The sequence below is a fragment of the Sphingomonas sp. BL-S-25 genome, from assembly GCF_055521555.1.
Genome location: NZ_CM145486.1, coordinates 3827796 through 3854651 on the forward strand (window position 1 = coordinate 3827796; position 26856 = coordinate 3854651).

Here is a 26856-nt window from a genome sequence, read left to right on the forward strand (position 1 = left end):
TTCTTCGTGCTGCTGCGCAGACTTGATTGACCGATCCGCAGTATCCGATCCGACTATATGGCAGGCGCGACGCCGTAACGAGCGACGGTGGCCTGGCTGCCCCGTCCGGCTTAGAGCCTGCTCGCAATACCTGTTGTCAATAACAGAGGATGGTGGACGCACTAGGGCTCGAACCTAGGACCCGCTGATTAAGAGTCAGCTGCTCTACCAACTGAGCTATGCGTCCATTCCGGGGCGTTTGGGAGGCGCTTCTTGGTGTTGCGCCCGCCGTCGGGAGCGGCCGATTACCATCCTGTTCGGGGATTGCAAACCCTAATTTGAAAAAAGCGAAAAAAGGTCACCAGCGGCTGACCTTGCGGCTTTCGCGGTCGATCGACATCAGGATGCCGAAGCAGATCATGACGGTCATCAGCGCCGTGCCGCCAAAGCTGATCATCGGCAGCGGGATGCCCACGACCGGGGCCAGGCCCATGACCATGCCCATGTTGATCGCGCAGTAGAAGAAGATGGTCGAGGACAGGGCGGCGGCGGTCAGCCGGGCGAAGCGGCTCTTGGCGCGAACGCCGACATTGATCCCCCAGCCGATCAGCGTGCCGAACGCCAGGATCAGGAAGACGCCGCCCATCAGGCCCCATTCCTCCATCATCGTCGCCAGCGCGAAGTCGGTATGACCCTCGGGCAGATAGTCGAGATGGCTCTGCGTCCCCTGGAGAAAGCCCTTGCCGGTGACTCCGCCCGATCCGATCGCGATCTTGGACTGGCTGATGTGATAGCCCGTGCCCAGCTTGTCGCTCTCGGGATCGAGGAAGATCAGCACGCGGTTGCGCTGATAGTCGTGGAGCAGGAAATTGACCGCCAGCGGCGCCGAGATGGCGAGGATCAGTGCGCTGCCGATGAACAGCCGCAACGGAATGCCCGCCAGGAACATCACCGTCACCCCGCCCGCGGTGATCATCAGCGCGGTGCCCAGGTCGGGCTGGAGCATGACCAGGCCGGCGGGGAGTCCGATCATGATCAGGCCGGGCCAGATCGCGCTGAACTTGCGGATGTCGGAGGCTGGCAGCATCTCGTAGAAGCGCGCCATTGCCAGCACGATCGCCGGCTTCATCAGCTCCGACGGCTGGATGCGGATGAAGCCCAGGTCGAGCCATCGCTGGCTGCCGCCGGCGACCGCGCCCAGCGCCTCGACGCCGACCAGCATCACCAGGATGACGACATACATCGGCAGCGCGGCCATCGCCCACACGCTTTCGGGCACGCGCGACAGGACCAGCGCCATCGCCAGGAAGATGAAGAAGCGGACGCCCTGCGACATTGCCCAGGGCTGAAGGCTGCCGCCGGCCGCCGAATAGAGGACGACGAGGCCGAACATCCCGATCGCGATGACGAGCAGGATGATCTTCCACGGCATCTGCGCGACGGGGGAGGGGACGAATCCCGGGCCGAGATCGAGCTGGCTCATTCGGGTGCTTCCCCGGATCGGCTCGCCGCGGTGTCGGCGGAGCGGGCAGTGGCGTTCGAGGCTTCGGACGCGGTGGCTTCCGCGGCGCTGGCGGCATCCTCCGGCGGGGGCGGCGGCGGAGTCGCCTGGGCGGCGCGGAACGCCGCGGCGCGCGCCTCCATCCGTGCGCGATAATCGCCGCCCCATCCGGTCTCGAGCTCGGCCAGCCGCTTCATCGCCAGTTCGGGATCGAACAAATAGGTCATCATGTCGCGCGCCACCGGGGCGGCGGCGCCCGATCCGGACATGCCGTGCTCGATCACCACCGATGCGGCGTAGCGCGGATTGTCGACCGGCGCGAAGCAGACGAACAGGCCGTGGTCGCGATATTTCCACGGCACGTTCATGCCGCCGCGCGCACCGCCGGCGATGCGCCGCACCTGCGCAGTACCGGTCTTTCCGCCCATGCGGATGTCGGGGAAGGGCAGCTTGCTGCGGCCGGCGGTGCCATGGCCATTGACGACCTCGTCCATGCCCGAGCGGACCATCGCCAGATGTTCGGGCGGGAAATCGAGCGGAGCGCCGCCATGTGCGCGATCCGCGAGCAGCTGCGGCTTGATGTCTTTCCCCGACGCCACCCGCGCGGCAAGCACCGCCAGCTGGAGCGGCGTGACGAGCAGGTCGCCCTGGCCGATCGCCATGTTCAGCGTGTTGGCGACCGCCCAATTGGTCTTGCGCCGGCGCAGCATCCAGGCGGGATCGGGCACGGTGCCATATTTCTGCGACGGGAGCGGCAGCGGATATTCCGCGCCCAGGCCCAGCTTGCGCGCGGACGCCGCGATCGCGTCGGGGCCCACGTCGCGGCCCACCGTGTAGAAATAGGTGTTGCAGCTGCGCGCGATCGCGGTGTGGAGCGTCATCGGCCCGTGCCGGCCGAGGCAGCCGAAGCGGCGATTGCCGAGCTGATAGCCGCCATTGCAATAGACGACCCGGTTGGGATCGACGCCGCCGCCCAGCGCGGCCAGCGCAGTGGCCGGCTTGAAGGTCGATCCGGGGGGATACAGGCCCTGCAGCACCTTGTTCATCAGCGGGACGCGCTCATCCTCGCGCAGCATCGCCCATTCGGAGCGGCTGATCCCGTCGGAGAAGCTGTTGGGATCATAGGCCGGCATCGACGCGAAGGCGAGGATGCCGCCGGTCTGCAGGTCGATCAGCACCGCCGAGCCCGATTCGGGGCCCAGGCGGCGGGCGGCATATTCCTGCAGCCCGAGATCGATGGTCAGCTTGACGTTCTTGCCCGGCACGTCCGGGCGGGTTTCCAATTCCTGGACCAGACGTCCGCGCGCGGTGACCTCGACCCGCTTGGCACCGGGCTTGCCGCGCAGCTCGCCCTCTTCCATCTTCTCGAGCCCGTCCTTGCCGAGCTTGAAACCGGGGGTGATGAGCAGCTTGTCCTGAAGCTTGCGATAGTCCTCGGCGGATGCCGCACCGACATAGCCGAGCAGATGCGCCGAGCCCGCGCCGAGCGGGTAATAGCGGGCATAGCCCTGGCTCGGCTGGACGCCGGGCAGCTCGGGCAGGCGGACGCTGACAGCTGCGTAGCGTTCCCAGTCGAGATTCTCGACCACCTGGACCGGCTGGAACCCAGCCGCGCGCTTCAGGTCGGTTTCGACCCGCGCTTCTTCCTCGGGCGTCAGCTTCAGGATCTCGGTCAGCTGTGCGACGATCTTGGTCTTGTCCTCGATCCGGTCGGGGATCAGGTCGACGCGGAACGAGGTGCGGTTCAGCGCCAGCGGCTTGTTGTTGCGGTCGACGATCCAGCCGCGGCGCGGCGGAGTCAGCGTCGAGCTGATCCGGTTGCTGTCGGCGAGCAGACTGTACTTGCTGTTCTCATACACAGCGAGATAGGTCATGCGACCCGCCAGCACGACGCCCACGCCTGCCTGGATCCCGCCGAGCAGCACGGCGCGACGGGAGAAACTATAGGTCTGTGCAGCTTCGGTGATCCGCATCGCGGGTCAGCTTCTCCGGAAATCGCGGTCGAGCCAAGCGCAGAAGCGCGTCGCGAGCGGGAAAAGTGCCGTCGAGACAAGGATCTGCACCAGCAAGGTGGTTTCGACATGGGCGCCGATATCGGTCGCGATCAGCCGCCCCGCGATCAGGCAGAAGGCGATGCCGCCCGCCGCGATCAGCCAGTCGTGCCAGAAGTCCCGCCAGACCAGCCGGGTGTCGATCACGTCGATCATGATGAACGTCAGCGTCCACAACAGCATCGCATTGCCCATCGGCTGGCCGCTGAACATGTCGTCGAACAGGCCGAGCGGCACCGCCGCCCAGACCTTCAGCGTATCGGCGCGGTGCAGCCGCCAGGCGAGCAGCATGATCAGCCCGAAGGGCGGCAGCCAGGCAAAGGTCGCGATGAACGGCAGGATGGTCACCATCGAGCCGAGCATCACCGACAGCGGAGCCAGCCAGCGGGCCCGATACTGACCGTCGCGGGCGCCCATGGGAATGAAGGGCGCGGGACGCCTCACTTGGCCGCGCCCCCGGGCGTCGGGGTCGGGCTGGGGGCAGGGGGCGGCAGGTAGATGCGCTGCACCATCGCGAAGTCGAGCGCGTTGGGATCCGCCGACGGTTCGGCCACCGCGGAATCGCGCTGATTGGTGACGACCTTGGCGACCGGGATGTTCGGCGGAAAGATGCCGCCGGTGCCGGAGGTGACGAAGACGTCGCCCGGTCGGAACATCATGTTCGACAGACCTGCGGCGCGAATATCGAGCAGCCCGTCGCCGCGCCCCTTGGCGATCGCGGGCATGCCGTCGCGGGTACGGCGCACGGGCACATTGCTGTCGGGGTCGATGATCAGCAGCACGCGCGAGGTATTGGGGCTCGTCTCGATCACCTGGCCGATCAGTCCCGCTGCCTCGCGCACTGCCTGGCCGCGCTCCACCTTCTGCCAGGATCCGGCGTTCAGCGTGGCATAGCGGCGGGTGGACGAGGCCGAACTGTTGACCAACCGTGCGGTGATGACCGCATCGGTGGTGACGTCGCGAACCTGAAGCAGCGCGCGCAGCCGGCGATTTTCCTGATGCAGCGTGCGCGCGCGCGCGACCAGTGCCTCGTCGTCGGCAATCTGCTTGCGCAGCCGCTCATTCTCCGCCTTCACGTTGAAATGCTGCGACACGCCCTGCGGCGCGCCGGCGACGCCGCTCGTCGCCCAGGCCAACCCGGACGAGATCGGCGTCGTGATCTCGGCAAAGAAACCGCGCACGGCGGCATAGGCCGGCGGGTTGAAGAACGACAGCAGCAGCAGGACAGCGCCGATCAGCGCTCCGGCAACTGCGCCGACATAGCCAAGGAAGAGCCCGTATTGCGCCCGTCTGGAAAAGCCGGGGCGCCGGTTGCGTGGCGGCGCCATGTCCCCCGAAGTCCCTTTGTCAGACCGCGAGCAGCACGCCGCGGAAGACCGGATCTTCCAGCGCGCGACCGGTGCCCAGCGCGACGCAGGTCAGCGGGTCCTCGGCAACCGTCACCGGCAGGCCGGTCTCGTCGCGCAGCACCTCGTCGATGCCTTCCAGCAGCGCGCCGCCGCCGGTCAGGACGATGCCCTGGTCGACGATGTCGGCAGCCAGCTCGGGCGCGGTGTTCTCGAGCGCGATGCGAACGCCCTCGACGATCGTGCCGACCGGCTCGCTCAGTGCCTCGGCGATCTGGCCCTGGTTGATCTGGATTTCCTTCGGCACGCCATTGACCAGGTCGCGGCCCTTGATGTGGATCGTCAGTCCGATGCCGTCCGCCGGCGGCTTGGCGACGCCGACTTCCTGCTTGATCCGCTCGGCGGTGGCTTCGCCGATCAGAAGGTTGTGGTTGCGGCGGACATAGGAGACGATCGCCTCGTCCATCTTGTCGCCGCCGACGCGGACCGAGGTGGAATAGGCGAGGCCGCGCAGCGACAGCACCGCGACTTCTGTCGTGCCGCCGCCGATATCGACGACCATCGAGCCGATCGGCTCGGTGACCGGCATGTCGGCACCGATCGCGGCCGCCATCGGCTCCTCGATCAGGAAGACCTGGCTCGCTCCCGCGTTCGACGCGGCGTCGCGGATCGCGCGGCGCTCGACCGAGGTCGAGCCCGAGGGCACGCAGATCACGATCTGGGGCCAGCGCATGAAGCGACGCTGTCCATGCACCTTCTGGATGAAGTGCTTGATCATCTGTTCGGCGACGTCGATGTCCGCGATCACGCCGTCGCGCAGCGGCCGAATCGCCTCGATCGTGCCGGGGGTCTTGCCCATCATCAGCTTGGCGTCGTCGCCGACTGCCTTGACCTTGCGAACGCCGTTCAGCGTCTCGACCGCGACGACCGACGGTTCGTTCAGCACGACCCCGCGCCCGCGCAGGTAGACGACCGTGTTCGCCGTACCCAGATCGATCGCCATGTCATGCGACATGAATTTGAAAAAGCGCGAGAAAACCATCAACCGTCCCGTCCTGCAGCCCCGGCCCGAACGGCGCTGCTGTTCGCACATAATTATTCCCGACCCGACCGGGGTGGATCGACTCCAGCCTCGGTTTTCTGGCGGATGCGGGTCGCGGAATGCCGCCGCTTGGGCTAGAGCGTCGGTCGTGTCAATACGCCGTCTCCCAGAGCATCTTGTCAACCGGATTGCCGCCGGTGAAGTGGTCGAACGCCCTGCCAGCGCGCTGAAAGAACTGGTGGAAAATGCGATCGACGCAGGTTCCACACGGATCGCCGTGCGCCTCGCCGCGGGCGGCACCGATCTGATCGAAGTCACTGACGACGGATGCGGCATGAGCCCGCCCGAAATGACCCTCGCGCTCGAGCGTCATGCGACCTCGAAGCTGCCCGACGACGAGATCGACCAAGTCACGACGTTGGGTTTTCGCGGCGAAGCGCTGCCCTCTATCGCCAGCGTCGCGATGCTGAGCCTGGAGAGTCGCGTGCGCGGCGCGGAAGGCTGGGCGTTGAGCGTCGATAATGGTCAGAAACTGCACGAAGGCCCGGCGGCGCTGCCGCCCGGCACCCGGGTGCGCGTCGAGCAGCTCTTCGCGCGCGTGCCGGCGCGGCGCAAGTTCCTGCGCTCGTCGCGGGCCGAGTACGCCGCCAGCCTGGATGTGGTGAAGCGCCTGGCGATGGCGCGGCCCGATATCGCCTTCTCAGTCGAGCATGACGGACGCCGCGTGCTGGGCGTGCAGGGCGGTGAGACCCAGCCCGAGCGCGTTGCCGGCCTGACCGACCGCGCGCTGGCCGAGAACAGCGTCGCGATCGATTTCGAGCGCGAGGGCGTGGTGCTGGGCGGGGTGGCCGGAATCCCGACCTTCAATCGCGGCGTCGCCGATCACCAATATCTGTTCGTCAACGGGCGGCCGGTGAAGGATCGGCTGCTGGTAGGCGCGGTGCGCGGTGCCTATGCCGAGATGCTGGCGCGCGACCGGCATCCGGTGGTCGCCCTGTTCCTCGACGTGCCCGTCGACCAGGTCGATGTGAACGTCCATCCCGCCAAGACGGAGGTGCGGTTCCGCGACCCGTCGCTGGTGCGCGGGCTGATCGTCAGCGGCCTGCGCCGGGCGCTGGACGCCGCGGGGCATCGCAGCGTGCAGCGCCCGAGCGAGGCCGCGCTCGACATGTGGCAGCCGGGATCGCTGCCGCCCGCGCCCGACAGCGGTCAGGGATCAATCTGGTCGCCGCCGGCTCCCGCACCGTCCTTCGCCTTCGGCGAGGGCGCGAGCGCACCCTATACGCCCGTCGATCATCTGACCCAGTCGCGCGTTGCGGAGGCGCGCGGCAGCTATGTCCCGCCACCCCAGGCGCGGGCCGAGGCTGCCTATAGTCCGGTTCCCGAGACGAACCGCTTCCCGATGGGTGTCGCGCGCGGGCAGGTGGCACGGACCTATATCGTTGCCGAAGCCGAGGACGGGCTGGTCCTGGTCGACCAGCATGCCGCGCATGAGCGACTGGTGCTGGAGCGGATGCGCCGTGCGGTGGCGGCCGGCGGTGTCGCCTCGCAGCAGCTTCTATTGCCCGAGGTGGTCGAGCTGGACGAACCCGCCTGCGACCGGCTGGAAGCACGATCCGCGGAACTGGCCGAATTCGGTCTCGATCTGGAGCGCTTCGGCCCACGCGCGATGCTGGTTCGCGCGACGCCGGCTTTGCTGGGGCAGGGCGATGTCCACGGCCTCGTCACCGACCTGGCCGATGAACTGGCAAGCTTCGACGAGGCGCTGAGCCTGAAGGAAAAGCTCGATCACGTCGCCGCGACCATGGCCTGCCACGGATCGGTCCGCGCCGGCCGGGTGCTGTCGGTCGCCGAAATGAACGCGCTGCTGCGTGAGATGGAGGTCACGCCCCATTCGGGCCAGTGCAACCACGGGCGCCCGACCTGGGTGAAGCTGGCGCATGGGGATATCGAGAAGCTGTTTGGGCGGAAATAGTGCCCGATTGCTTCAGTCTACCGTGCTCGGCACCCATTGCATCTTGCCATTGACCATCCGGCGGCGCGGCGACGGATCACCCGCATCGCCGCGCGGCGTCCTTGCAAAATCGATGACGCACATATGGCCGTAGCGACGATGCGCGCCGCAGCCTATGCCGGCGAAGCGAAAATTGGGGTCATAGACCAGCCGGCGATGACCTCGGCCCGGTACGCCGTCGTCGACGATCAGCTGACGCACGACCTGGGCGGCATCGTCGAAGCCGTAGGAAATGCCCTCGCCGACATAGATGCCGCCGCCGCGGCGTTTGACCCGCTGGCCGGGCGAGGCGCCGTCGGCTGAACCATGCCCGACCGTTCCGACCGGCCCCTGGGTGTCCGCATGGTCGCGAGCGGCCAGCGTCAGCACCTGATCGAGCGTGAGCGGCGGCAGCGGGTCCTGACGCTCGAGAAAGGCGATCGCCTCGTCCACTGCGTCGGTGCCTTCGCTGGTCGCGATCGCGACGCCCTGTCCTGGCAGATAGAGAAGATCACCGTCGAAGGTTCGGCGATAGTCGCGCAGCGCATCGGCATAATCGTGCGGATGCTGGCGCGCCCAGTTGAGCTGCGACAGGACCTGCTGTTCGAGCGGGACCCTTGCGGCGGGATCGGACATGCCGCCGACCATCGTCCAGCACGCACCGAGCGCCGCGACGGCAACCACCAATGCCTTCACACCAGATCCCCCTCGAAACCGGGCCGCGCACGGAAGCCGCCGTGGAAATCAGAAGGCCGGACCTAGCGCGTCAGGGCAGGGTCAGGACAGTTGGTAATTCCACGATCCGCCAAACCGCCGGCGGTCATCTGCCATCGGGCGTGCGACCGAGGACCATGACGCACATGATGCGATAGCGCCGGTGCGGGCCGCAGGCCACGCCGACATGGCGCAGCTCGGCGGCATAGACGATGCGGCGATGTCCGCGACCCGGCACATCGTCGTCGACGATCAGCTGGCGCACGACCTCGACCGCGCTGGGCGGGCCGTAGGTGATGTTCTCCGCCACGTAGGTCCCGCCGCCGCGGCGGGTGACGCGCTGGGCGGCGCGATTGCCGTTGGCCGAGGTGTGTCCGGTTGCGCCGCGCGGCCCCTGTTCGGCGACATGGTCGGCGGCGGCGCGGGCGAGCAGTGGTGCGGCAGTCAGCGACGGAGCAGGCTGCTGGCGGCCGAGCACCCGGATCGCCTCGTCGACGGCGGCCGTTCCCTCGGCGGTGATTAGCCCGTCGGGATTGCCGGGATAATAGACGATCTTGCCGCGGAAATAATTGCGGTAACTGCGCAGCCGCTCGGCATAGCTGCGCGGGTTGGCGCGGGCAAAATTGAGTTCGGTGAGGATGGCCTGTTCCAGCGCGCGCTGCTGCGAAACCGGGGCGGTCGGCGGGGCTGCGGCCGATGCGAGAAGGAGCGCGGCCAGTGCCGCGCCGGCCGCGCGCAACCTTGGGGCGGTCCGGACGTTCATTCGGTCAAGTCAACAAGGCGACAGGTAAGAACATGAAACAGGTGCTGCCCGTGATGCTCGCACTGATCCCGCTCGCTGCGGTGATCGGAGCGTGCGTGACCTGTCCTTAACACGACATTTCACCGTCACCCGAGAGAAGGGGCGTCGTCATCTTTCCGCGACGCCCCTTTTTCGTGCCTGGCGTCGATGAAATACCATCAGTTCTGGGCATTGCAGCGGGTGACGGCATCGAACATCGGGGTCGCGCCCTGCGGAAAGCCGATCTGGGTGTCGAGCCCCAGCGCCGGGATGCGCAGCGCAAAGCGTCCGCTGGCCACCACTCCCGGCCTGAAGCTGACCGGGAGGGCGGCGCCAAGCACCGACCGGCCCGACGGGGTCTGGTCCGCCGAAAAGCTGAGCGGAACGCTCGTCTGCCATCCGTCCCAGGACAGGGTCGCGGCAAAGGCCTGACCCTTGCTCAGCCGCCAGCGGTCGTTGAGCAGGACCAGGCGCGGCGCTTCCTTCTCGAATTCGATATAGCTGACGAAGGTCGCGGAATCGCCCATCTGGCTGGTCGCCTGACAGGCGGTCGTGCTCATCGGCAGGATCAACCAGGCGCCGACCCAGTCGCGATCCGGCGCCGGGGCCGGCGCCTGGGTGTCGGCGGGGCGCGGCTCGCGCTGTGTCATGTCCTGGGGCCGGGCGGTGCTCACAGGGGCCTGTTGTGCCCATGCCGAGGATGCGCAGGTCAGGGCGACCAGAGCCGCGATCGTCCTCATCATGCGCTTCGTCCCTGTCGTCATGCCCGAAGCACGATCCTTATGCGACTGGATGCAAAAGAAAAAGGCCGCCCCGGAAGATCCGGGACGGCCTGATTTCCTGATCGTCGAACGGCTCAGCCCTCGGCGGTCTCGCCTTCGTCGGCCGCTTCCGGCTGAACTTCGGCGGTCGCGCCCGGCTCGGCGTTCGGATCGTAATCCTCGACGAAGCCCGTGGTGTCACGGCCTTCCTCGAACATCGCGGCCATCACGTCGACGCCCTGCGCCTGCATGTCGGCTTCTTCCGGCGAGCGGGCGACGTTCACCTTGACGGTGACGGCGACTTCCGGGTGCAGCGCGACCTTGACGTTGTACAGGCCGATCGACTTGATCGGCTTGTCCAGAACGACCTGGCTCTTGTTGACCTTGTGGCCATCGGCGACCAGCGCGTCGACCAGATCGCGAACCGCGACCGAGCCGTAGAGCTGACCGGCGTTCGATGCCTGGCGGATCAGGGTGACCGAAACGCCCTCGAGCGTCTTCGATTCCTTCTCGGCCTCGGTGCGGCGGGCTGCGTTCTCGGCAACCAGACGATCGCGATTGGCTTCGAAGACTTTCTTGTTGGCTTCGTTGGCGCGAAGCGCCTTCTTGCGCGGCAGGAGGAAGTTGCGGGCGAACCCGTCCTTCACCTTCACCACGTCGCCGATGGCGCCGAGCTTTTCGACGCGCTCAAGCAGAATGACGTCCATGTCGGGCGCTCCTTACTTAACGATGTAGGGCAGCAGGCCCAGATGACGGGCGCGCTTGATGGCCTGGGCCAGTTCGCGCTGCTTCTTCGCGCTCACCGAGGTGATGCGCGACGGGACGATCTTGCCGCGCTCGGACACGAAGCCCTGCAGCAGACGGACGTCCTTGTAATCGATCCGGGGAGCGTCCTTCGCGGAGAAGGGGCAGCTCTTGCGGCGACGGAAAAAGGGTCGTGCCATGTGTCTCTACTCCCTTATTCGCCGCTGAAACCGGTGTTGCCGCCGGCATCGTCGCGCTCGCGACGGCCACGACGCTCACGGTCCTGACCCTTGCGCATCATCACGCTCGGACCTTCTTCCAGCGCATCGACCTTGACGGTCATGTAGCGGATGACGTCTTCGTTGATCTGCGTCTGGCGCTCCAGCTCGGCGACCACGCCTGCGGGCGCGTCGATTTCGAGCATGACATAGTGCGCCTTGCGGTTCTTCGCGATGCGATAGGCGATGCTGCGAAGACCCCAGGTCTCGGTCTTGACGACCTTGCCGTTGTTGTCCTCGACGATCTTGGTGGCGGCTTCCGCCAGTGCGTCCACTTGCGCCTGTGCCAGGTCCTGGCGCGCAAGGAACACATGCTCGTAAAGAGCCATGCATCTTTCTCACTGTTGGCCGATCGCTGACGTCACCCCGTGTGACGCCCCTCCGGCTGTCGTTCAATCAAGCTATCGCGCATGCGGGAGCGGACTCCTGATGAGCGAAGGCGGGCCCTTAGCGGAGACGACGGGGCAATGCAAGCGGCGGGCGGCACACATCAGCGCAGCTTCTCGGCCAGATAGTCGATGAACACGCGTACCCGCGCCGGCACCGTCGCGCCACCCGCGAACAGCGCATGGATGGTCTCGACATCATGCGGGTTATACTCCTCCAGCAGCGCGACCAGACGACCCGCCGCGATATCCTCTGCGACATGGAAGCTGCCGACCCGGGCGATTCCCATGCCGGCATGGACCAGCTGCACCATCGCCTCGCCGCTGTTGACCTCGATATTGCCGCGCACCGCGAGCAGAAAGGTCTCGTCGCCGCGGCGAAACGCCCAGCGTGGCTCCGCCCGGCGGAAGTTGAAGCCCAGGCAATTATGGTCGAGCAGGTCCTCGGGCACCTGCGGGACGCCGTTCCGGGCGAGATAAGCGGGGGAGGCGACGACGGTGCGGGTCGATTCCGCCAGCCGCCGCGCCATCAGCGGGCTGTCGAGGAGCGGACCGATCCGGATCGCGACATCGGCGCGCTGCTCGATCAGGTCGATGATCGTGTCGGTCAGGCTCAGATCGAGCTGGATCCCGGGATAGCGTTCGAGGAACTCGGGGATCAGCGGGATGATCACCTTGCGGCTGTGGCCCAGGGTCGCGCTGACCCGGAGCCGCCCGCGCGGCGCGGCCTGATCGGCAAGCGACCGCTCGGTCTCCTCCAAGTCGCGCAGGATGCGCAGCGCCGAACGGTGATAGGCCTCGCCTTCGGGCGTCAGGGCAAGCGCGCGGGTGGTGCGCGACAGGAGGCGGATGCCCAGCCGACCCTCGAGCCGCGAGACGACGCGGCTGATCGCTGAGGGGGTCAGCCCCAGCAGGCGCGCCGCGGCGGAGAAGCTGCCGCGCTCGACGATCGTCGCGAACACCTCCATCTCGCTCGCCCGGTCGATCCGCTCGCGTGGCATTTGTGCGTTCCGATCACAGATGTTTCGCCGGAAACGGTGGTACACGGTGCGATGTCGCAGGTCCACTTGTGCCCCGAACGATTTGGAGTGCAAGACCGTGAAGATCAATCCTCCGCTGCTGGCCCTGGCGACCGGCGCCTTCGGCATCGGCGTTACCGAATTCACCCCCATGGGTCTGCTGCCGGTGATGGCCGCCGACCTGGGCGTATCGATCCCGACTGCCGGATTGCTGGTCAGCGCCTATGCGCTGGGCGTGCTGATCGGCGCGCCGCTGATGACGCTGACCACCGGGCGGGTGCCACGGCGGACGCTGCTAATCGGCCTGGCTGCGATCTTCACGCTCGGCAATTTCCTCTCGGCGATCGCCGACAGCTACGCGTTGCTGCTGGTGTCGCGGATCGTCACGTCGCTCAACCACGGCGCGTTTTTCGGGGTCGGCGCAGTCGTTGCGGCGGGGCTCGTCCCCGCCGAGCGTCAGGCGAGCGCGGTGGCGGCGATGTTCACCGGGCTGACCGTCGCCACGATTGCCGGGGTGCCGCTGGCCACCTGGATCGGCCAGCATCTCGGCTGGCGCGCGGCCTTCTGGGGGACGACCGGCCTGGGCGTGCTGACGATGATGGCACTCTGGGCATCGCTGCCGGCCACGCTGCCCAATGCCAGCGGGGATGCCCGGTCGGAGCTGGCGGTGCTCAAGCGCGGCAACGTCCTGCTGGCGCTCGCACTGACCGCGATCGGCTTCAGCGCGATGTTCGCGCTGTTCACCTTCGTGACTCCAATCCTTGAGGGCGAGGCGGGGGCGTCATCGCTCGCGGTCACGCTGATCCTGATGATCTTCGGCGTCGGTCTGGCGATCGGCAACTGGGCGGGCGGCCGCTTTGCCGACCGGTCGGTCGACCGGACGCTGATCGTCGCGATGGCCACGCAGATCCTGCTGCTGCTCGTCTTCCCGTTCGTGATGCAGTCGGCGATTGCCGCCGCGGTGCTGCTGTTCGCGATCGGCATCGCCAGCTTCGCGCTGGTCCCGCCGCTCCAGATGCGGGTGATGAACGCGGCGGCCGATGCGCCGAACCTCGCATCGGCGATGAATATCGGCGCGTTCAACCTGGGCAATGCGATCGGCGCGGCGGCGGGCAGCGGGGTGATCGGACTGGGGCTGGGCTATGGCGCTGTCTCGGTCGCGGCGGCGCTGATGGCGGGCGCAGGACTGGCGCTGGTGCTGGTCACGCGTCGCCGGCCGGCGCACGGGGCACCGGCCGGGCTTGCGCAGGTCGGTTAGTCGGCGAGCAATGCTGCTTCGGAGCGCGCGCGGACCTCGTCCAGCGTCACGCGCCGGAGCAGCTCGCCCGCGCGCCACACCGGCTGCAACAGGCTGGCGCCCGGTGCCACTGCATCCAGTCGGCGGGCGACCAGCCGCCCGCCTTCCTCGATCACCGCCTGACGCCCTGCCTTGGATCCCTTGGTCGGATCGGTCGCGGGGGTCTTGCTGACATCGTGCCAGGTGCCGGCATCGTCCTGCATCGCATTGGCCTTCATCGCGAAGCGCAGCGTGTCGCGGTTGACCAGCTGGAGCAGGCCACCGCCCATGCCGAAGGCGATGTTGTCAATCGCGAAGCCGCTCTCGACCACGCGGTCGACCAGCCGGGCGATGCTGTCGATGTTCATGCCGTCACCCTGGATCAGGCGGACATGCGGGTCGAGGACGCGAAAGCCCTTGGCATTGATGCTTCCGCCGAACTTCTCCCACAGCGTGTGAAGTGTCCGCACCGGCGTCTTGACCGGATCGCCGCTGTCGGGCCGGACGACCAGCGTCCCGCCATCGCCCAGCACGGTGTCGCGCAGGCTGCCGCCCCAGATATTGGCGACCGCATTGTCCAGGTCGTAGCTGTCGGAGACGACGGCGACCGTCTTCCCCTCGGCCTTGAACTGGCGCAGCATGTTCGCATAGGCGGCTTCCTCGCGGGTCCGGCCCCAGCTGGTCATCGTGCTGTGCTCTGCGGCGGGGATGGAGAAGGCCGGCATCTCGGTCGCGCCGTAGAAACGGCGGGCGGCGGCCAGCGCCTCCATCGTGTCGGTGCCCTTGAAATTGACCAGATGCGCCAGCCCGCCCAGCGCCGCGCTCTCGGCGGAAGAGACGCCGCGCGCACCGAAATCGTGCAGCTTGAAGGGCAGCTGGCCCATCGGATCGTCGGAGCTGCGCACCAGCCCGGCATGGATGATCCGCTTCGCCTTGCCGCTCAGCGTCGCGACCGTGCTCGGATACCAGATGGCGCGAAGCAGCGTGGTTTCGATGAACGTCGCCAGCCAGGGCATGCGCGGATCGATATTCTCGACCTGTACCATCGGCACCCCGCTGGGGATCAGACTGCCCTCAGGCAGCGCGCTAATCTCGAGCGGCAGGAACCCGCCATGATCGGCCAGGATCGCGTCCCATCCGGCGCGATTGAACGGCACGCCGTGCGCGGCGCAGACCGCTTCGGCCTCGTCGATGTCGGCCTGGTCGATCGGGTCGGCGAGCGCGCCGAGCAGCAGCGCCTGCAGGCCGAAGAAGATCAGCTCGTCGGCAAAGGGATTGGCGCGCGCCTCGACATAGGCGCTGATCGTCCGCGCCTCAGGCGGATATTGGCGGAAGTGGCTCTGCTTGTAGCTGTCGGTCGCCAGGATCAGGTTCGTCATGATGTGAACTCCTCACATTCGGGTGGACACCCGCGCACCGGACTCCCCGGCGCTCGGGGATTTCAGAGGTCGGCCATCAGGTTGATGATCGACCAGTGATCTTCGAAAAACTGTTCCGCGCTCAGATCGCCGACGCGGTACCAATGGGCGTGCGCGGCATCGTCGCCGCCCTTGACCGTGAACAGGCTGCGCCGTTCGGGCAGGCGGAACAGGAAGGCGTGGGTGATGATCCGCCCGCGCAGCGAGCGATCCGGTGCGTCGAAGATGCGGGTGCGGCTGTCGTCGATGAAGGATGCGAGCATCGCCGGCGGGATCTGGCCCTTCGCATCGCTGATGCCGGTTTCCTCGCGCAGTTCGCGGATCGCCGCATCGCGCACGCGCTCGGCCGGATCGACGAACCCGCCCGGCAGCGCCAGCAACCCCTTGCCCGGCAGGCGGCCCCGCTCGACCAGAAGGATGTGGCCCGACTGGATCACCACCGCGTCCGCAGTGACGAACGGCCCCTTGCCCCACTGTGCGGGATAGGCATCGAGATATTCGCGCTCCGCCAGCAAGGTGCGGAATTCCTCGCCCAGCGCGAACTGGTCGAGCCATTCGGCGACGCCGGGGGACAGGATCGTGCGCGGCACCGCCGGAATGCGCTGGAAATACTGCTGGCGGATGTCGCTGGCGCTGAACGTGCCATATTGGCTGTCGATCTGGATATTTTCCCATTCGGGGAACATCTTCAGATAATAGCTGGTGGCATCCTTGCCGTAACCGGCCAGGCTGACGCGCGGCGTGTCGTCGTCGCCCGTTCCCGTCCCGACCGACAGCGCGATGCGCTTCACCCGCGCCTGGACCTCGGCGCACCAGGCGGTGTCGGAATAGAGGTGATCGTCCAGCGGCTCGATGATCAGATGACCGTTCGCCATTTCATAGGCGAAGCTCTTGCGGAACATCGCCACCCGCTCGTCATAGGTGAACGGGTTGCGCGGATCGCGCGCGACATTGGCCGATCCGATCAGGACGATGACATGGCTGGTCCGGGAAAGCGCCTGCCGCACCACATGTTCATGGCCGATGTGCAGGGGCTGAAAGCGTCCGATGAAGACGCTGAATTCGTTCGCATGCATTCGAGGCTCCCTCGAAAAAGTCTGGTGCCGATGGACTCCCCATCGACAAACGCATGTTAGGCCCGCGCGGTTCGAGTCGCAAGGGCGGGGCACGCGGTCCGTCGCCGATTTCCGCACGGATCGCCGGTTCCGGACATGCAAACGGCGCCCGGCTTTCGCCGCGCGCCGCCTGACGCAATCTGCCGAACCTTATTGGGCGGGCTGGCCCGACTCGTCGGTCGTGCCGCGATCGACGCGCGAGGTCAGGCCGGTCGCATCGGCATCCTCGGCGGTCTGCTGCGCTTCGCTGACCGTATCGCGTGCCGGCTCGGGGATCGGCGCTGCGTTCGCGATCGGGGTGGTGGCTTCGACGACATTGGTCTCGACTGGCGCGGTCTCGACCGGCGTCTCGACGACGTTGGTGACGTTGGTGTCGACCGAAACCTGGTTCGTCTCGTTGCTGCCCGAGCAGGCGGCAAGCGCCAGGGCGCCGAACGAAACCAGAGCGATGCTGCGGATGGTCTTCTTCATGATCGGTGATGCTTCCCTTTATCGTCCCTTGACCACACCGGCCTGGATGGCCGAGCGGCGTTCGATGCGCGTCGCAAGCGTCTTGTCCCAGCTATAGGGGTCGTTGCGGAAATTGATGCCGTTCGAGCTGGCATAGGCAGACCAGTAGAGCAGGTACACCGCGACCTCGTCTTCCGGACGCAGCTGCGCCCGGGTCGTCTTCCCGCCGTCGATCGTCGCCTGGATCGCCTCGGGCGTCCATTTCGGATCGTTGCGCAGCAACAGCCGCGCCAGCGCCGCCGGCTTTTCGAGCCGGACGCAGCCATGGCTGGCGAGCCGGTCGAAGCGCGAGAAGGTCGACTGACTCGGCGTGTCGTGCAGATAGACGGCGAACGGATTGTCGAAATCGAACTTGTAGCGGCCGAGCGCGCTCTGCGGTCCGGCCTGCTGTTGCAGGCGGCGGCCGGCGCCGCTGCCGATCACCTTGAACCCGTTGCGCGCCAGATAGGCCGCGCCCTTGGGAAACAATTCCTTGTTGGCGATGCCGGTCGGCACGTTCCAGGGCGGATTGAGCACGATCGAATGGATCTTCGATTGAAGCATCGGCGTTTCGCGGCCGCCCGGGGCGCCGGTCACCGCGCGCATCGAGGTGATCGGCTGATCGCCCTCGAACACCGTCAGCACCGCCGCGGCGATGTTCACCTGGATCCGGTTGCGCGGAAGCTCCTGCGGCAGCCAGCGCCACCGCTCCATGTTCGCCATGATCTGGCGGACCCGCTGGCTGGCCGGCACGTTCAGCGCGGCGCGCGTCTGGGCCGCGACCGTGCCGGTGGGGTTCAGGCCATAGCGGCGCTGCGCACGCTTCACCGCCTCGGTCAGTTCGGCATTATAGGTGTCGCCGGTCGTAGCCACCTGGCTGTCCTCGACCGCCAGGCGCTGGCGCAGCGCCAGCACCCGCGCGCCCGTGGCGCCGGGGCCGATATCGGGGCCGGCGGCAAGCTGCTTCCAGCCGCCCGCATCCTCGATGCGGCGATAGGTGTCGAGCCCGGCCTTCAACCCGTCATAGCCGGCATAGGGCGGGGGCAGCGAGTCCATCCACTGCTTGATGCGGTTGCGCTTCACCGCATCGGTGAAGGCGGGGATCGGGTCATAGGGGGCGGGGCGCAGCGCCCAGTCGCTCTGGAAATCCTCGGGGGCAAGGCGTCCGCTATGGACCGCGCGGGCATAGTCGAGCGCGGCGCGGACCAGTTCGTCGTTGCTGGCGGGATCAGTAACTGGGGCCGCGTCATGGACCAGTCCATGCGCATAACGCGCTTCGCTCAACAGCGTCAGGAGCTGCGAGGCCTGACCCTGGCTCAGCTGGGGAAGCGGGGCGGCCTGCGGAACGGCCTGAACCGTCTGCGGCGTGCCGCTGGGGGTGGGAGAGGGGGTGGGTGTCGCCTGCTGCGCGACCAACGGCGCGGCCACGAGTCCGGCCCCCACCAGGAACGCAACGCGTCCCAACGCTTTCTTACTCTGCATCTGCATGTCTCTACTCTACCCTGAAACCGCCAACGCTTGGTCGCGCTCGATACACGGTTCGCCGCTCCTGTGCTAGGTATCTCTTCGGAAAGCCCCGCGCCGGAACGGACGATCGCTCTGTTTCGTTCCTCAACCACTTACGGTCGAAACCCGATAATTCCGGGGAGCGCGGAACAACAGAAATTTATTCTCGCGGACCGAAATCCTCGATCAGGTCATAATGGTCTGCAGGAAAGATCTGGGTCGCATGGGTCACCGGTGCGCCGGCGCGCCAGGTCCAGCGCTCGATCTTCAGGCACGGCGCTCCCTCCGGGATCGCCAGATGATGCGCCTCGACCGGACCGGCGCCGATCGCGCATATGCGGTGACGCGCATCGGTCCAGGGCACCGTGTCGAGCAGCCATCGGCCCGGCGCGTTCACCTCGAAATCCACGCTCTCCGCCTCGACCACGGTGGTCAGGTCGAGCCAGCGACTTTCCCAGCCAAAGGGGCGGTCGCCAGCATGGTGGACGCCGCTGAGCTCCAGCCTCTCGCCTGCGCGCTCGCGCGACACCAGCTGCCAGCGATAGGCCTCACCCCGCGCGCTGATCAACGCGCCGATGTCGGGCACCTCGACCACGGCGGAGCGGATGCGGGGGCGGGCGACGAACGAGCCCGCGCGGCGCCTGCGCTCGATCAGCCCCTCGCGCGCCAGCCGCGTCAGCGCCTTGTTGACGGTCGCGCGGGCGCAGCCATGCTGCGTCACCAATTCATGCTCGAACGGGATGCGGGTCCCGGGCGCCCATTCGCCCGATCGGATCCGCGACTCGATCTCGGCGTGGATTCTCGCCTCGATCGTCACCCGACCAGCCGCCCCAGCGCGGCGCGGTAGCGCTGCCCGATCGCATCGCGGTCGACGTGTCGGCCGCCCGCGACCCGCTTGACGCCGCGGTGCCAGACACAATCGATGGGCGCGCGCGCGGCGAAGATCCAGCTGTCGATCAGCGTGTCGCCGCTGCGATCGGCAAAGGCCGGGTCCTGCGCGTTCAGTGCGACATAGTTCGCCTCGTCACCCGGAATGCCCAGGCTGCGAATGCCGCCGTCGAGCGCTGCCTGGAACAGTCGTGCGCCGGTCGCCGGTCGTGCGTCGCTGGCCAGGATGTTGCGCGCACGCACAGTCAGGCGTTGGCCATATTCGAGCAGGCGCAGCTCCTCCGCGGCATCGATCCGGACATTGGAGTCGCTGCCGATCCCGATCGCGCCGCCTTCGGCGAGATAGACCGCGGCGGGGAACAGCCCGTCGCCCAGATTGGCCTCCGTGATCGGGCAGAGCCCCGCCACTGCACCGCTTTGCGCGATGACGCGCCGTTCGGCTTCGGTCAGGTGGGTGGCATGGACCAGCGTCCAGTCGGGCCCAACCGGCATCCGGTCGGACAGCCACGCGACCGGGCGCTGGCCGCTCCAGGCCAGGCAATCCTCGACCTCGCGAACCTGCTCGGCGATGTGGATATGGACCGGACCGCCCTGGGCGAGCGGCAGGATCGCTCGAAGCTGATCGAGGGTCGCAGCGCGCAGGCTGTGCGGCGCGATGCCCATATGAGCGCCCGGCAGGTCGGCAACGATGTCGCGGCTGTCCTGCACCAGTCGCGCGAAGCCATCGGGATCGGTCACGAACCGGGCCTGTTGCGGCCGAGCAGGGGCGCCGCCGAATCCGCCCTGTGCATAGAAGACCGGGAGCAGGGTCAAGCCGATGCCCGCCCCGCGCGCCGCCTCGGCGATCGCCGCGGCCATCTCGGTGCTCGCGGTACCGTCGGGCAGATGGTGGAGATAGTGGAACTCGCCGACCTGGGTGAAGCCGGTCTCCAGCATCTCGGCATAGGCCTGGGCCGCAATCGCCTGCAGGTCCTCGGGCGTGATCCGCTCGACGAAGCGATACATCAGATCGCGCCACGACCAGAAATCGTCGCCGCCCGGTGCCCGGCGTTCAGCGAGACCGGCCATGCCGCGCTGGAACGCGTGGCTGTGGACATTGGGCAGTCCCGGCACGCCGATCGCATGGCGCTCATCCGAAGGTTCCGGATCGACGTCCCGCTCGACATGCGAGATGCGCCCATCGGCGATGCTCAATCGCACGCGATCGGACCAGCCGCCCTCGATCCACGCCGTCTCAAACCAGAGTGTCATGCGAATATGTCTAGACATATTGGGTGGCATGTCCAACACAACCCGCATGACGATTCCTGCCGATCGGATCTGGCGTAACGCCCGTCTGGCGACGATGACCGGCGCCGGGCTCGGCATCATCGAGCGGGGCTGCATTGCGGCGAGCAATGGCCGGATCATCCATGTCGGCGGCGAGGCGGAAGCGCCCGATGCGATCGAGAGCATCGATTGCGAGGGCCGCTGGATCACGCCCGGGCTGATCGATTGTCATACCCATCTCGTCCATGCCGGCGACCGGGCGCGCGAGTTCGAGCTTCGGTTGCAGGGCGCCTCCTACGAAGAGATTGCGCGCGCCGGCGGCGGGATCGTCTCGACCATGAGCGCGGTTCGCGCAGCGAGCGAAAGCGATCTGGTCGCGGCCAGCCTGCCGCGGCTCGACGCACTGATCGCGGAAGGGGTTACCACGGTCGAGATCAAGTCGGGCTATGGCCTGACGCTGGACGATGAAGCGAAGATGCTGCGCGCGGCAAGGGCACTGGCGTCCGTGCGCGACGTGCGGGTCCGTACCACCTTCCTTGGCGCCCATGCCCTTCCGCCGGAATATCGTGGCGCTGCCGATGGCTATGTCGATCTCGTTGCTGACCGGATGATGCCCGCGATGGTCGGTCTCGCCGATGCGGTCGATGTGTTCTGCGAAGGCATCGGTTTCACCCCCGCCCAGACCGAGCGGGTATTCGTGGCCGCGGCCGCGCACGGCCTGCCGGTCAAGCTCCACGCCGAACAGCTGTCCAACCAGCATGGCGCGGCGCTGGCGGCACGGCATGGCGCATTGTCGGCCGATCATCTCGAGCATCTCGATGATGCAGGCGTCGCAGCAATGGCGGCTTCGGGCACCGTCGCCGTGCTGCTGCCCGGGGCATACTATTTCATGCGCGAGACCCGGCTGCCGCCGGTCGATGCGCTTCGCGCCGCCGGCGTGCCGATCGCGATCGCGACCGACTGCAATCCCGGCACTTCGCCGCTCACCTCGCTGCTGCTGGTGATGAACATGGGTGCCACGCTGTTCCGGCTGACGGTCGAGGAGTGCCTGCTCGGCGTGACGCGCCATGCCGCCCGGGCGCTTGGCTTGCAGGGTGAGGTGGGGACGCTGGAGCCGGGCAAGGCCTGCGATCTTGCAATTTGGGACGTCGGGAGCCTGGCCGAGCTGGTCTACCGGATCGGGTTCAACCCGCTTCACAGCAGAGTGATTGGAGGACGATGATCTTGCGACCGGGCCAGGTGAGGCTTTCCGAATGGCGCGCCATTTATGAGGGGGCGCGCCCGACGCTCGATCGTTCGTGCAACGATGCGGTCGCGGCCAGCGCCGCGGCTGTCGAGGCGATCCTGGCGCGGCACGAACCGGTCTATGGCATCAACACCGGCTTCGGAAAGCTGGCGAGCGTCCGGATCGGTGACGAGGACCTGGAGACGCTTCAGCGCAACATCGTGCTGAGCCATGCCGCGGGCGTGGGCGATCCGGTTCCGCTGCCGGTGGTGCGGCTGATGCTGGCGCTGAAGCTCAGCAGCCTGGCGCAGGGCGCATCGGGCGTGCGCCCCGCGACCATCGCGATGCTCGCCGACATGCTGGCCCGCGATATCATGCCGGTGATCCCGGGACAGGGATCGGTCGGGGCGAGCGGCGACCTGGCGCCGCTGGCGCATATGGCCGCGGCGATGATCGGCGTCGGCGAGGTGGTCGTCGACGGTGGGCGCCGCGCCGCGCGGGAGGTGCTCGAACCGCTGACACTGGGTCCCAAGGAAGGGTTGGCGTTGCTCAACGGCACGCAGTTCAGCTGCGCCCATGCGCTTGCCGGCCTGTTCGAGGCCGAGCATCTATTTCGCTCCGCACTGGTCACCGGCGCGCTGTCGATCGAGGCGGCAAAGGGATCGGACACGCCGTTCGATCCGCGCATCCATAGCCTGCGCGGCCATCGCGGGCAGATCGAGGTAGCGGGGGCGCTGCGCGACCTGATGGCCGGGTCGGCGATCCGCGCGTCGCACCGGATCGACGACGAGCGGGTTCAGGATCCCTATTGCCTGCGTTGCCAGCCCCAGGTGATGGGCGCCTGTCTCGACCTGCTGCGCCAGGCGGGGGCGACGCTGGAGGTCGAGGCCAATGGCGTGACCGACAACCCGCTGATCTTCGCCGATACGGGTGAGGCACTGTCGGGCGGCAATTTCCATGCGGAGCCGGTGGCGTTCGCCGCCGACATGATCGCGCTCGCGATCTGCGAGATCGGCAGCCTGTCCGAACGACGGATCGCGATGCTGGTCGATCCGGCGCTGTCGGGATTGCCGGCATTCCTCACGCCGCATCCGGGACTCAATTCGGGCTTCATGATCCCCCAGGTCACCGCCGCGGCCTTGGTGTCGGAGAACAAGCAGCGTGCCTATCCCGCCAGCGTGGATTCGATCCCGACCTCGGCCAATCAGGAGGATCATGTGTCGATGGCCGCGCATGGCGCCCGCCGGCTGCTGGCGATGGCAGGGAATCTCGGTCATGTGATCGGCATCGAATATCTGGCGGCGGCACAGGGATGCGACTTCCACGCGCCGCTCAGGTCCAGCGACCGGCTCGAGCGCGCTCGCGCGATCCTGCGCGATCGCGTCCCCACGCTGGAGGAGGATCGCCATTTCGCGCCCGACATGGCCGTCGCACGGTCGTTGCTGCGTGAACTCGAAACCGACCTGCCGGGAGTGGAGCAATGATCGGCATCGTCCGCGGCGATGCACCGCTGATCGTCTCGATCCCGCATGCGGGAACAGAGGTGCCGGACGATCTGCTGGGCGATGTCCATTCGGTGGAGCGGGCACGCTATGATGCCGATCTCTATATCGACCGGCTCTACGACTTTGCGCGGCAACTCGGCGCAACGATCTTCCGCACGACGATCTCGCGCACGGTGATCGACATGAACCGCGATCCGTCGGGCGTGTCGCTCTATCCCGGCCAGACCACCACCGACCTGTGCCCGCTGACGACCTTCGACGGCGAACCGCTCTGGCGTCCCGGTCGCGAACCCGATGCGGCGGAAATCGAGCGGCGCAAGCGTCTCTATTTCGAACCCTACCACACCGCGCTTCAGGGCGAGATCGATCGGCTCCGCGCCCGGCACAAGGCGATCGTGCTGTACGAGGCGCATTCGATCCGCAGCTTCGCGCCCCGGCTGTTCGACGGGGAACTGCCGCAGTTCAACATCGGCTCGAACGACGGCAGATCCTGTGACAATGCGCTGACCCGCGCGGTCGAGCGGATCTGCGACCGCAGCGGCGGCAGCTGGATCACCAACGGCCGGTTCAAGGGCGGCTGGACCACCCGTCATTACGGCCAGCCGGCCAAGGGTGTGCACGCGATCCAGATGGAGCTGGCGATGCGCGGCTATCTCGACGAGGTCGGCCCCTATGACTGGCCGCCCGCCTGGGACGAGGCGCGCGCCGCGCCGATGCAGTCGGTGCTCCTCCCGATCCTCTCCGCTTGCATCAGTTTCGCAGAAAGCCAGACATGACCCGCATCGACAATGCCCGCCATATCCAGGCACCGACCGGACCCGATCTGACCGCGAAGAGCTGGCTGACCGAGGCGCCGCTCCGAATGTTGATGAACAATCTCGACCCGCGCGTCGCCGAGGCGCCGGAGAGCCTAGTCGTGTATGGCGGGATCGGCCGCGCCGCGCGCGACTGGGAAAGCTATGACCGGATCGTCGCCGCGCTGCGCAATCTCGACGGCGACCAGACGCTGCTGGTCCAGTCGGGCAAGCCGGTCGGTGTGTTCCGCACGCACGAGAATGCGCCGCGCGTACTGATCGCCAATTCCAACCTGGTGCCCAAATGGGCGGACTGGGACCATTTTCACGAGCTCGATCGCAAGGGGCTCATGATGTACGGCCAGATGACTGCCGGGTCGTGGATCTATATCGGCACGCAGGGCATCGTTCAGGGCACGTACGAGACCTTTGTCGAGGTGGGGCGCCAGCATTTCGGTGGCGACCTGAGCGGCAAGTGGATCCTGACCGCGGGGCTTGGCGGCATGGGCGGCGCCCAGCCATTGGCGGCGACGATGGCGGGCGCCTCATGTCTGGCGATCGAATGCCAGCCGAGCCGCATCGAGATGCGGCTGAAGACCGGCTATCTCGATCGCAGCGCCACCAGCATCGACGAGGCGCTGGACATCATCCGCACCGCGACGTCCCCGGTGTCGGTCGGCCTGCTCGGCAACGCGGCCGAGATCCTGCCCGAACTCGTGTATCGCGGCATCCGGCCCGATGTCGTGACCGACCAGACCTCTGCCCATGATCCGATCAACGGCTATCTGCCGATTGGGTGGACGCTCGATCAATGGTTCGCCGGGCGGGAAAACGCGCCGCACGAGGTGGAGGCGGCCGCGCGCAGGTCGATGGCGGTTCATGTCGAGGCGATGCTCGACTTCCACCACATGGGCGTCCCGACGCTCGATTATGGCAACAATATCCGCCAGGTCGCCAAGGACGAGGGCGTTGCCGATGCCTTTGCCTTTCCCGGCTTCGTCCCCGCCTATATCCGGCCGCTCTTCTGTCGCGGGATCGGGCCGTTCCGCTGGGCCGCGCTGTCGGGCAATCCCGAGGACATCTGGAAGACCGATGCCAAGGTGAAGGAGCTGCTGCCTGACAACCACCACCTCCACCGCTGGCTCGACATGGCGCGCGAGCGGATCCAGTTTCAGGGACTGCCGGCGCGGATCTGCTGGGTCGGGCTGGGCGACCGGCACCGGCTGGGTCTGGCGTTCAACGAAATGGTGGCGAAGGGCGAGCTCGACGCGCCGGTGGTGATCGGCCGGGATCATCTCGACAGCGGCTCAGTCGCCAGCCCCAATCGCGAGACCGAGGCGATGAGGGACGGATCGGACGCGGTGTCGGACTGGCCGCTGCTCAACGCGCTGCTCAACACCGCCAGCGGCGCGACCTGGGTGTCGCTGCATCATGGCGGCGGGGTCGGGATGGGCTATTCGCAGCATTCGGGGATGGTCGTCGTCGCCGATGGCACGGAGGACGCCGCCCGGCGGCTCGAGCGGGTGCTGTGGAATGACCCCGCGACCGGCGTCATGCGCCACGCCGATGCCGGTTACGACATCGCGATCGACTGCGCGCGCGAGAAGGGATTGAACCTGCCGAGCCTGTGACCTTGAAAACATCGCCGCCGACGTAGAAGGCGAGCGCGTGATCGGCAGGTGAGGGAGACGGTGATGATCCGCGCGGGAGTGATCGGCTATGGCCTGGGCGGGATGGCGTTTCACGCCCCGCTTATCGATGCGGTCCCCGAACTCGAACTCGCGGCGATCGCGACGTCCAAGCTCGATCTGGTGCGCGAGCGCTATTCGGCGGTTGCGGTGACCAGCCCCGAGGCGCTGATCGCCGACCCGTCGATCGACCTCGTCGCGATCTCGACGCCGAATGACAGCCATTTTCCGCTCGCCCGCGCGGCGCTGGAGGCGGGCAAGCATGTCGTGATCGACAAGCCCTTCACGATCACAGTGGAGGATGGCGAGGCGCTGATCGCGCTGGCGACTGCCAGGGGGCTCGTCCTCAGCGCGTTTCACAATCGCCGCTGGGATGCCGACTTCCTGACGGTGCGCAGGCTGATCGATGCCGATGTGCTCGGCGATATCCGCCTTGCCGAATTCCGCTGGGACCGGTTCCGCCCCGAAGTGACCAGCCGCTGGCGCGACCGGAACGAGCCGGGCGGCGGCATGCTCGCCGATCTTGGTCCACACCTGATCGACCAGGCCCTGGTGCTGTTCGGCATGCCCGAGGCGGTCACCGGCGATCTGGCGATCCAGCGCGACGGCGCCCACTCCGACGATTATTTCGACCTGACCTTTCACTATGGTCAGCGCCGGGTGATCCTCTCGGCGTCGCGCCTGGTCATGGCACGTCGGCCGCGTTTCGCGCTCCACGGGATGAAGGCAGGCTTCGTGAAGCACGGCCTCGACCCGCAGGAACCCTGGATGCGTGCGGGCGGCAGCGCCTCGGCGCCGGAGTTCGGCATCGACGATCCCGCCAATCACGGCGTCCTGTGGCACACCGACGGGTCTAGCGAGACGATCATGTCCGAACGCGGCGACTATAGGCGTTTCTATGCCGGCATCGCCCGCGCCATCGAAGGCAAGGGCTCGGTCCCGGTCGATCCCGCCGATGCGGTTGCGGGCCTCAGGCTGATCGACATCGCCCGCCAGAGCGCGAGCGAGGGGCGCCGTATCCGCTTGTGATACGATCGTATAATAGCTCGAAAACGGCTTCAATTTAGCGCCGCTCGCCGATTGCCTCT

General features: G+C 67.2%; 25 protein-coding genes and 1 tRNA gene. 7 read left to right on the plus strand and 19 right to left on the minus strand.

Translation table 11 applies throughout. The features are described from left to right. Positions 1-150: 150 nt before the first annotated feature. From ACZ1H8_RS18555 to ACZ1H8_RS18580, 6 genes are all read right to left on the minus strand, one after another. Positions 151-226: transfer RNA gene (locus ACZ1H8_RS18555), tRNA-Lys, on the minus strand. Positions 227-337: 111 nt separating this feature from the next. Then, on the minus strand, positions 338-1462 hold the full coding sequence (gene rodA / locus ACZ1H8_RS18560) for a rod shape-determining protein RodA (RefSeq protein WP_465178693.1): 1125 nt from the start codon (positions 1460-1462) through the stop codon (positions 338-340). Then, the gene (gene mrdA / locus ACZ1H8_RS18565; protein WP_465178694.1) at positions 1459-3453 is read right to left on the minus strand and encodes a penicillin-binding protein 2; all 1995 of its coding nucleotides are present in this window, start codon (positions 3451-3453) and stop codon (positions 1459-1461) included. The genes rodA and mrdA overlap by 4 nt, the downstream gene beginning before the upstream one ends. A 6-nt stretch (positions 3454-3459) precedes the next feature. Then, positions 3460-3975, minus strand: coding sequence for a rod shape-determining protein MreD (gene mreD / locus ACZ1H8_RS18570; protein WP_219997920.1), 516 nt, complete (start codon positions 3973-3975; stop codon positions 3460-3462). Beyond that, positions 3972-4859 carry a rod shape-determining protein MreC gene (mreC, locus tag ACZ1H8_RS18575; RefSeq protein ID WP_465178696.1) on the minus strand — a complete coding sequence of 296 codons (888 nt, stop codon included), beginning with the start codon at positions 4857-4859 and terminating at the stop codon, positions 3972-3974. The genes mreD and mreC overlap by 4 nt, the downstream gene beginning before the upstream one ends. A gap of 19 nt (positions 4860-4878) precedes the next feature. Beyond that, positions 4879-5919 carry a rod shape-determining protein gene (locus tag ACZ1H8_RS18580; RefSeq protein WP_110153219.1) on the minus strand — a complete coding sequence of 347 codons (1041 nt, stop codon included), beginning with the start codon at positions 5917-5919 and terminating at the stop codon, positions 4879-4881. A gap of 148 nt (positions 5920-6067) precedes the next feature. On the opposite strand from ACZ1H8_RS18580, the gene mutL reads away from it, so the two are divergent. Continuing rightward, entirely contained in the window at positions 6068-7894 is a 1827-nt protein-coding gene (gene mutL, locus ACZ1H8_RS18585) for a DNA mismatch repair endonuclease MutL (RefSeq protein ID WP_465178698.1), read from the plus strand. Positions 7895-7906: 12 nt separating this feature from the next. Here the strand turns inward: mutL and ACZ1H8_RS18590 are convergent, their stop codons facing one another. From ACZ1H8_RS18590 to ACZ1H8_RS18620, 7 genes are all read right to left on the minus strand, one after another. Then, entirely contained in the window at positions 7907-8608 is a 702-nt protein-coding gene (locus ACZ1H8_RS18590; RefSeq protein ID WP_465178700.1) for a CAP domain-containing protein, read from the minus strand. A 124-nt stretch (positions 8609-8732) separates the two neighbouring features. After that, the gene (locus tag ACZ1H8_RS18595) at positions 8733-9389 is read right to left on the minus strand and encodes a CAP domain-containing protein (RefSeq protein WP_465178702.1); all 657 of its coding nucleotides are present in this window, start codon (positions 9387-9389) and stop codon (positions 8733-8735) included. Between the two features lie 197 nt (positions 9390-9586). Next, positions 9587-10150, minus strand: coding sequence for a hypothetical protein (locus tag ACZ1H8_RS18600; RefSeq protein ID WP_465178704.1), 564 nt, complete (start codon positions 10148-10150; stop codon positions 9587-9589). A 113-nt stretch (positions 10151-10263) separates the two neighbouring features. Further along, complete coding sequence (rplI, locus tag ACZ1H8_RS18605) at positions 10264-10875, minus strand: 50S ribosomal protein L9 (RefSeq protein WP_110153213.1); 612 nt, start codon at positions 10873-10875, stop codon at positions 10264-10266. A 12-nt stretch (positions 10876-10887) separates the two neighbouring features. Then, positions 10888-11112, minus strand: coding sequence for a 30S ribosomal protein S18 (gene rpsR, locus ACZ1H8_RS18610; protein ID WP_010543816.1), 225 nt, complete (start codon positions 11110-11112; stop codon positions 10888-10890). Positions 11113-11126: 14 nt separating this feature from the next. Next, a complete protein-coding gene (rpsF, locus tag ACZ1H8_RS18615) occupies positions 11127-11519 on the minus strand; it encodes a 30S ribosomal protein S6 (RefSeq protein ID WP_465178706.1) in 393 nt (130 codons plus the stop codon). A gap of 161 nt (positions 11520-11680) precedes the next feature. After that, positions 11681-12577, minus strand: a complete 897-nt coding sequence (locus tag ACZ1H8_RS18620; protein WP_465178707.1) for a LysR family transcriptional regulator — start codon at positions 12575-12577, stop codon at positions 11681-11683. A gap of 97 nt (positions 12578-12674) precedes the next feature. Here ACZ1H8_RS18620 and ACZ1H8_RS18625 point away from each other — a divergent pair, with 97 nt between their 5' ends. After that, a complete protein-coding gene (locus ACZ1H8_RS18625) occupies positions 12675-13853 on the plus strand; it encodes an MFS transporter (protein WP_465178708.1) in 1179 nt (392 codons plus the stop codon). Here ACZ1H8_RS18625 and ACZ1H8_RS18630 read toward each other — a convergent pair. The 6 genes from ACZ1H8_RS18630 to ACZ1H8_RS18655 form a co-directional block, all read right to left on the minus strand. Continuing rightward, positions 13850-15250: a nicotinate phosphoribosyltransferase gene (locus tag ACZ1H8_RS18630; protein WP_465178710.1), complete on the minus strand. Its 1401-nt coding sequence runs from the start codon at positions 15248-15250 to the stop codon at positions 13850-13852. The genes ACZ1H8_RS18625 and ACZ1H8_RS18630 overlap by 4 nt on opposite strands. Positions 15251-15312: 62 nt before the next feature. Continuing rightward, complete coding sequence (locus ACZ1H8_RS18635) at positions 15313-16365, minus strand: bifunctional nicotinamide-nucleotide adenylyltransferase/Nudix hydroxylase (RefSeq protein WP_465178712.1); 1053 nt, start codon at positions 16363-16365, stop codon at positions 15313-15315. Positions 16366-16554: 189 nt separating this feature from the next. Then, positions 16555-16875, minus strand: a complete 321-nt coding sequence (locus ACZ1H8_RS18640; protein WP_465178713.1) for a hypothetical protein — start codon at positions 16873-16875, stop codon at positions 16555-16557. 18 nt (positions 16876-16893) lie between these two features. After that, entirely contained in the window at positions 16894-18375 is a 1482-nt protein-coding gene (locus ACZ1H8_RS18645) for a L,D-transpeptidase family protein (RefSeq protein WP_465178714.1), read from the minus strand. Between the two features lie 184 nt (positions 18376-18559). After that, on the minus strand, positions 18560-19216 hold the full coding sequence (locus tag ACZ1H8_RS18650) for a UTRA domain-containing protein (RefSeq protein ID WP_465178715.1): 657 nt from the start codon (positions 19214-19216) through the stop codon (positions 18560-18562). Next, complete coding sequence (locus ACZ1H8_RS18655) at positions 19213-20538, minus strand: formimidoylglutamate deiminase (protein ID WP_465178716.1); 1326 nt, start codon at positions 20536-20538, stop codon at positions 19213-19215. The genes ACZ1H8_RS18650 and ACZ1H8_RS18655 overlap by 4 nt, the downstream gene beginning before the upstream one ends. A 52-nt stretch (positions 20539-20590) precedes the next feature. Here ACZ1H8_RS18655 and hutI point away from each other — a divergent pair, with 52 nt between their 5' ends. The 5 genes from hutI (at position 20591) to ACZ1H8_RS18680 (ending at position 26797) form a co-directional block, all read left to right on the plus strand. Then, entirely contained in the window at positions 20591-21778 is a 1188-nt protein-coding gene (gene hutI, locus ACZ1H8_RS18660; RefSeq protein ID WP_465181421.1) for an imidazolonepropionase, read from the plus strand. Beyond that, positions 21775-23265 carry a histidine ammonia-lyase gene (hutH, locus tag ACZ1H8_RS18665; RefSeq protein WP_465178717.1) on the plus strand — a complete coding sequence of 497 codons (1491 nt, stop codon included), beginning with the start codon at positions 21775-21777 and terminating at the stop codon, positions 23263-23265. The genes hutI and hutH overlap by 4 nt, the downstream gene beginning before the upstream one ends. After that, positions 23262-24062 (plus strand): N-formylglutamate deformylase, encoded by an 801-nt coding sequence (gene hutG, locus ACZ1H8_RS18670; protein ID WP_465178718.1) that lies wholly within the window; start codon positions 23262-23264, stop codon positions 24060-24062. Before hutH ends, hutG begins: the two co-directional genes overlap by 4 nt. Beyond that, the gene (hutU, locus tag ACZ1H8_RS18675; protein ID WP_465178719.1) at positions 24059-25711 is read left to right on the plus strand and encodes a urocanate hydratase; all 1653 of its coding nucleotides are present in this window, start codon (positions 24059-24061) and stop codon (positions 25709-25711) included. Before hutG ends, hutU begins: the two co-directional genes overlap by 4 nt. A gap of 63 nt (positions 25712-25774) precedes the next feature. Continuing rightward, positions 25775-26797: an oxidoreductase gene (locus ACZ1H8_RS18680; RefSeq protein ID WP_465178720.1), complete on the plus strand. Its 1023-nt coding sequence runs from the start codon at positions 25775-25777 to the stop codon at positions 26795-26797. Positions 26798-26856 lie beyond the last annotated feature (59 nt).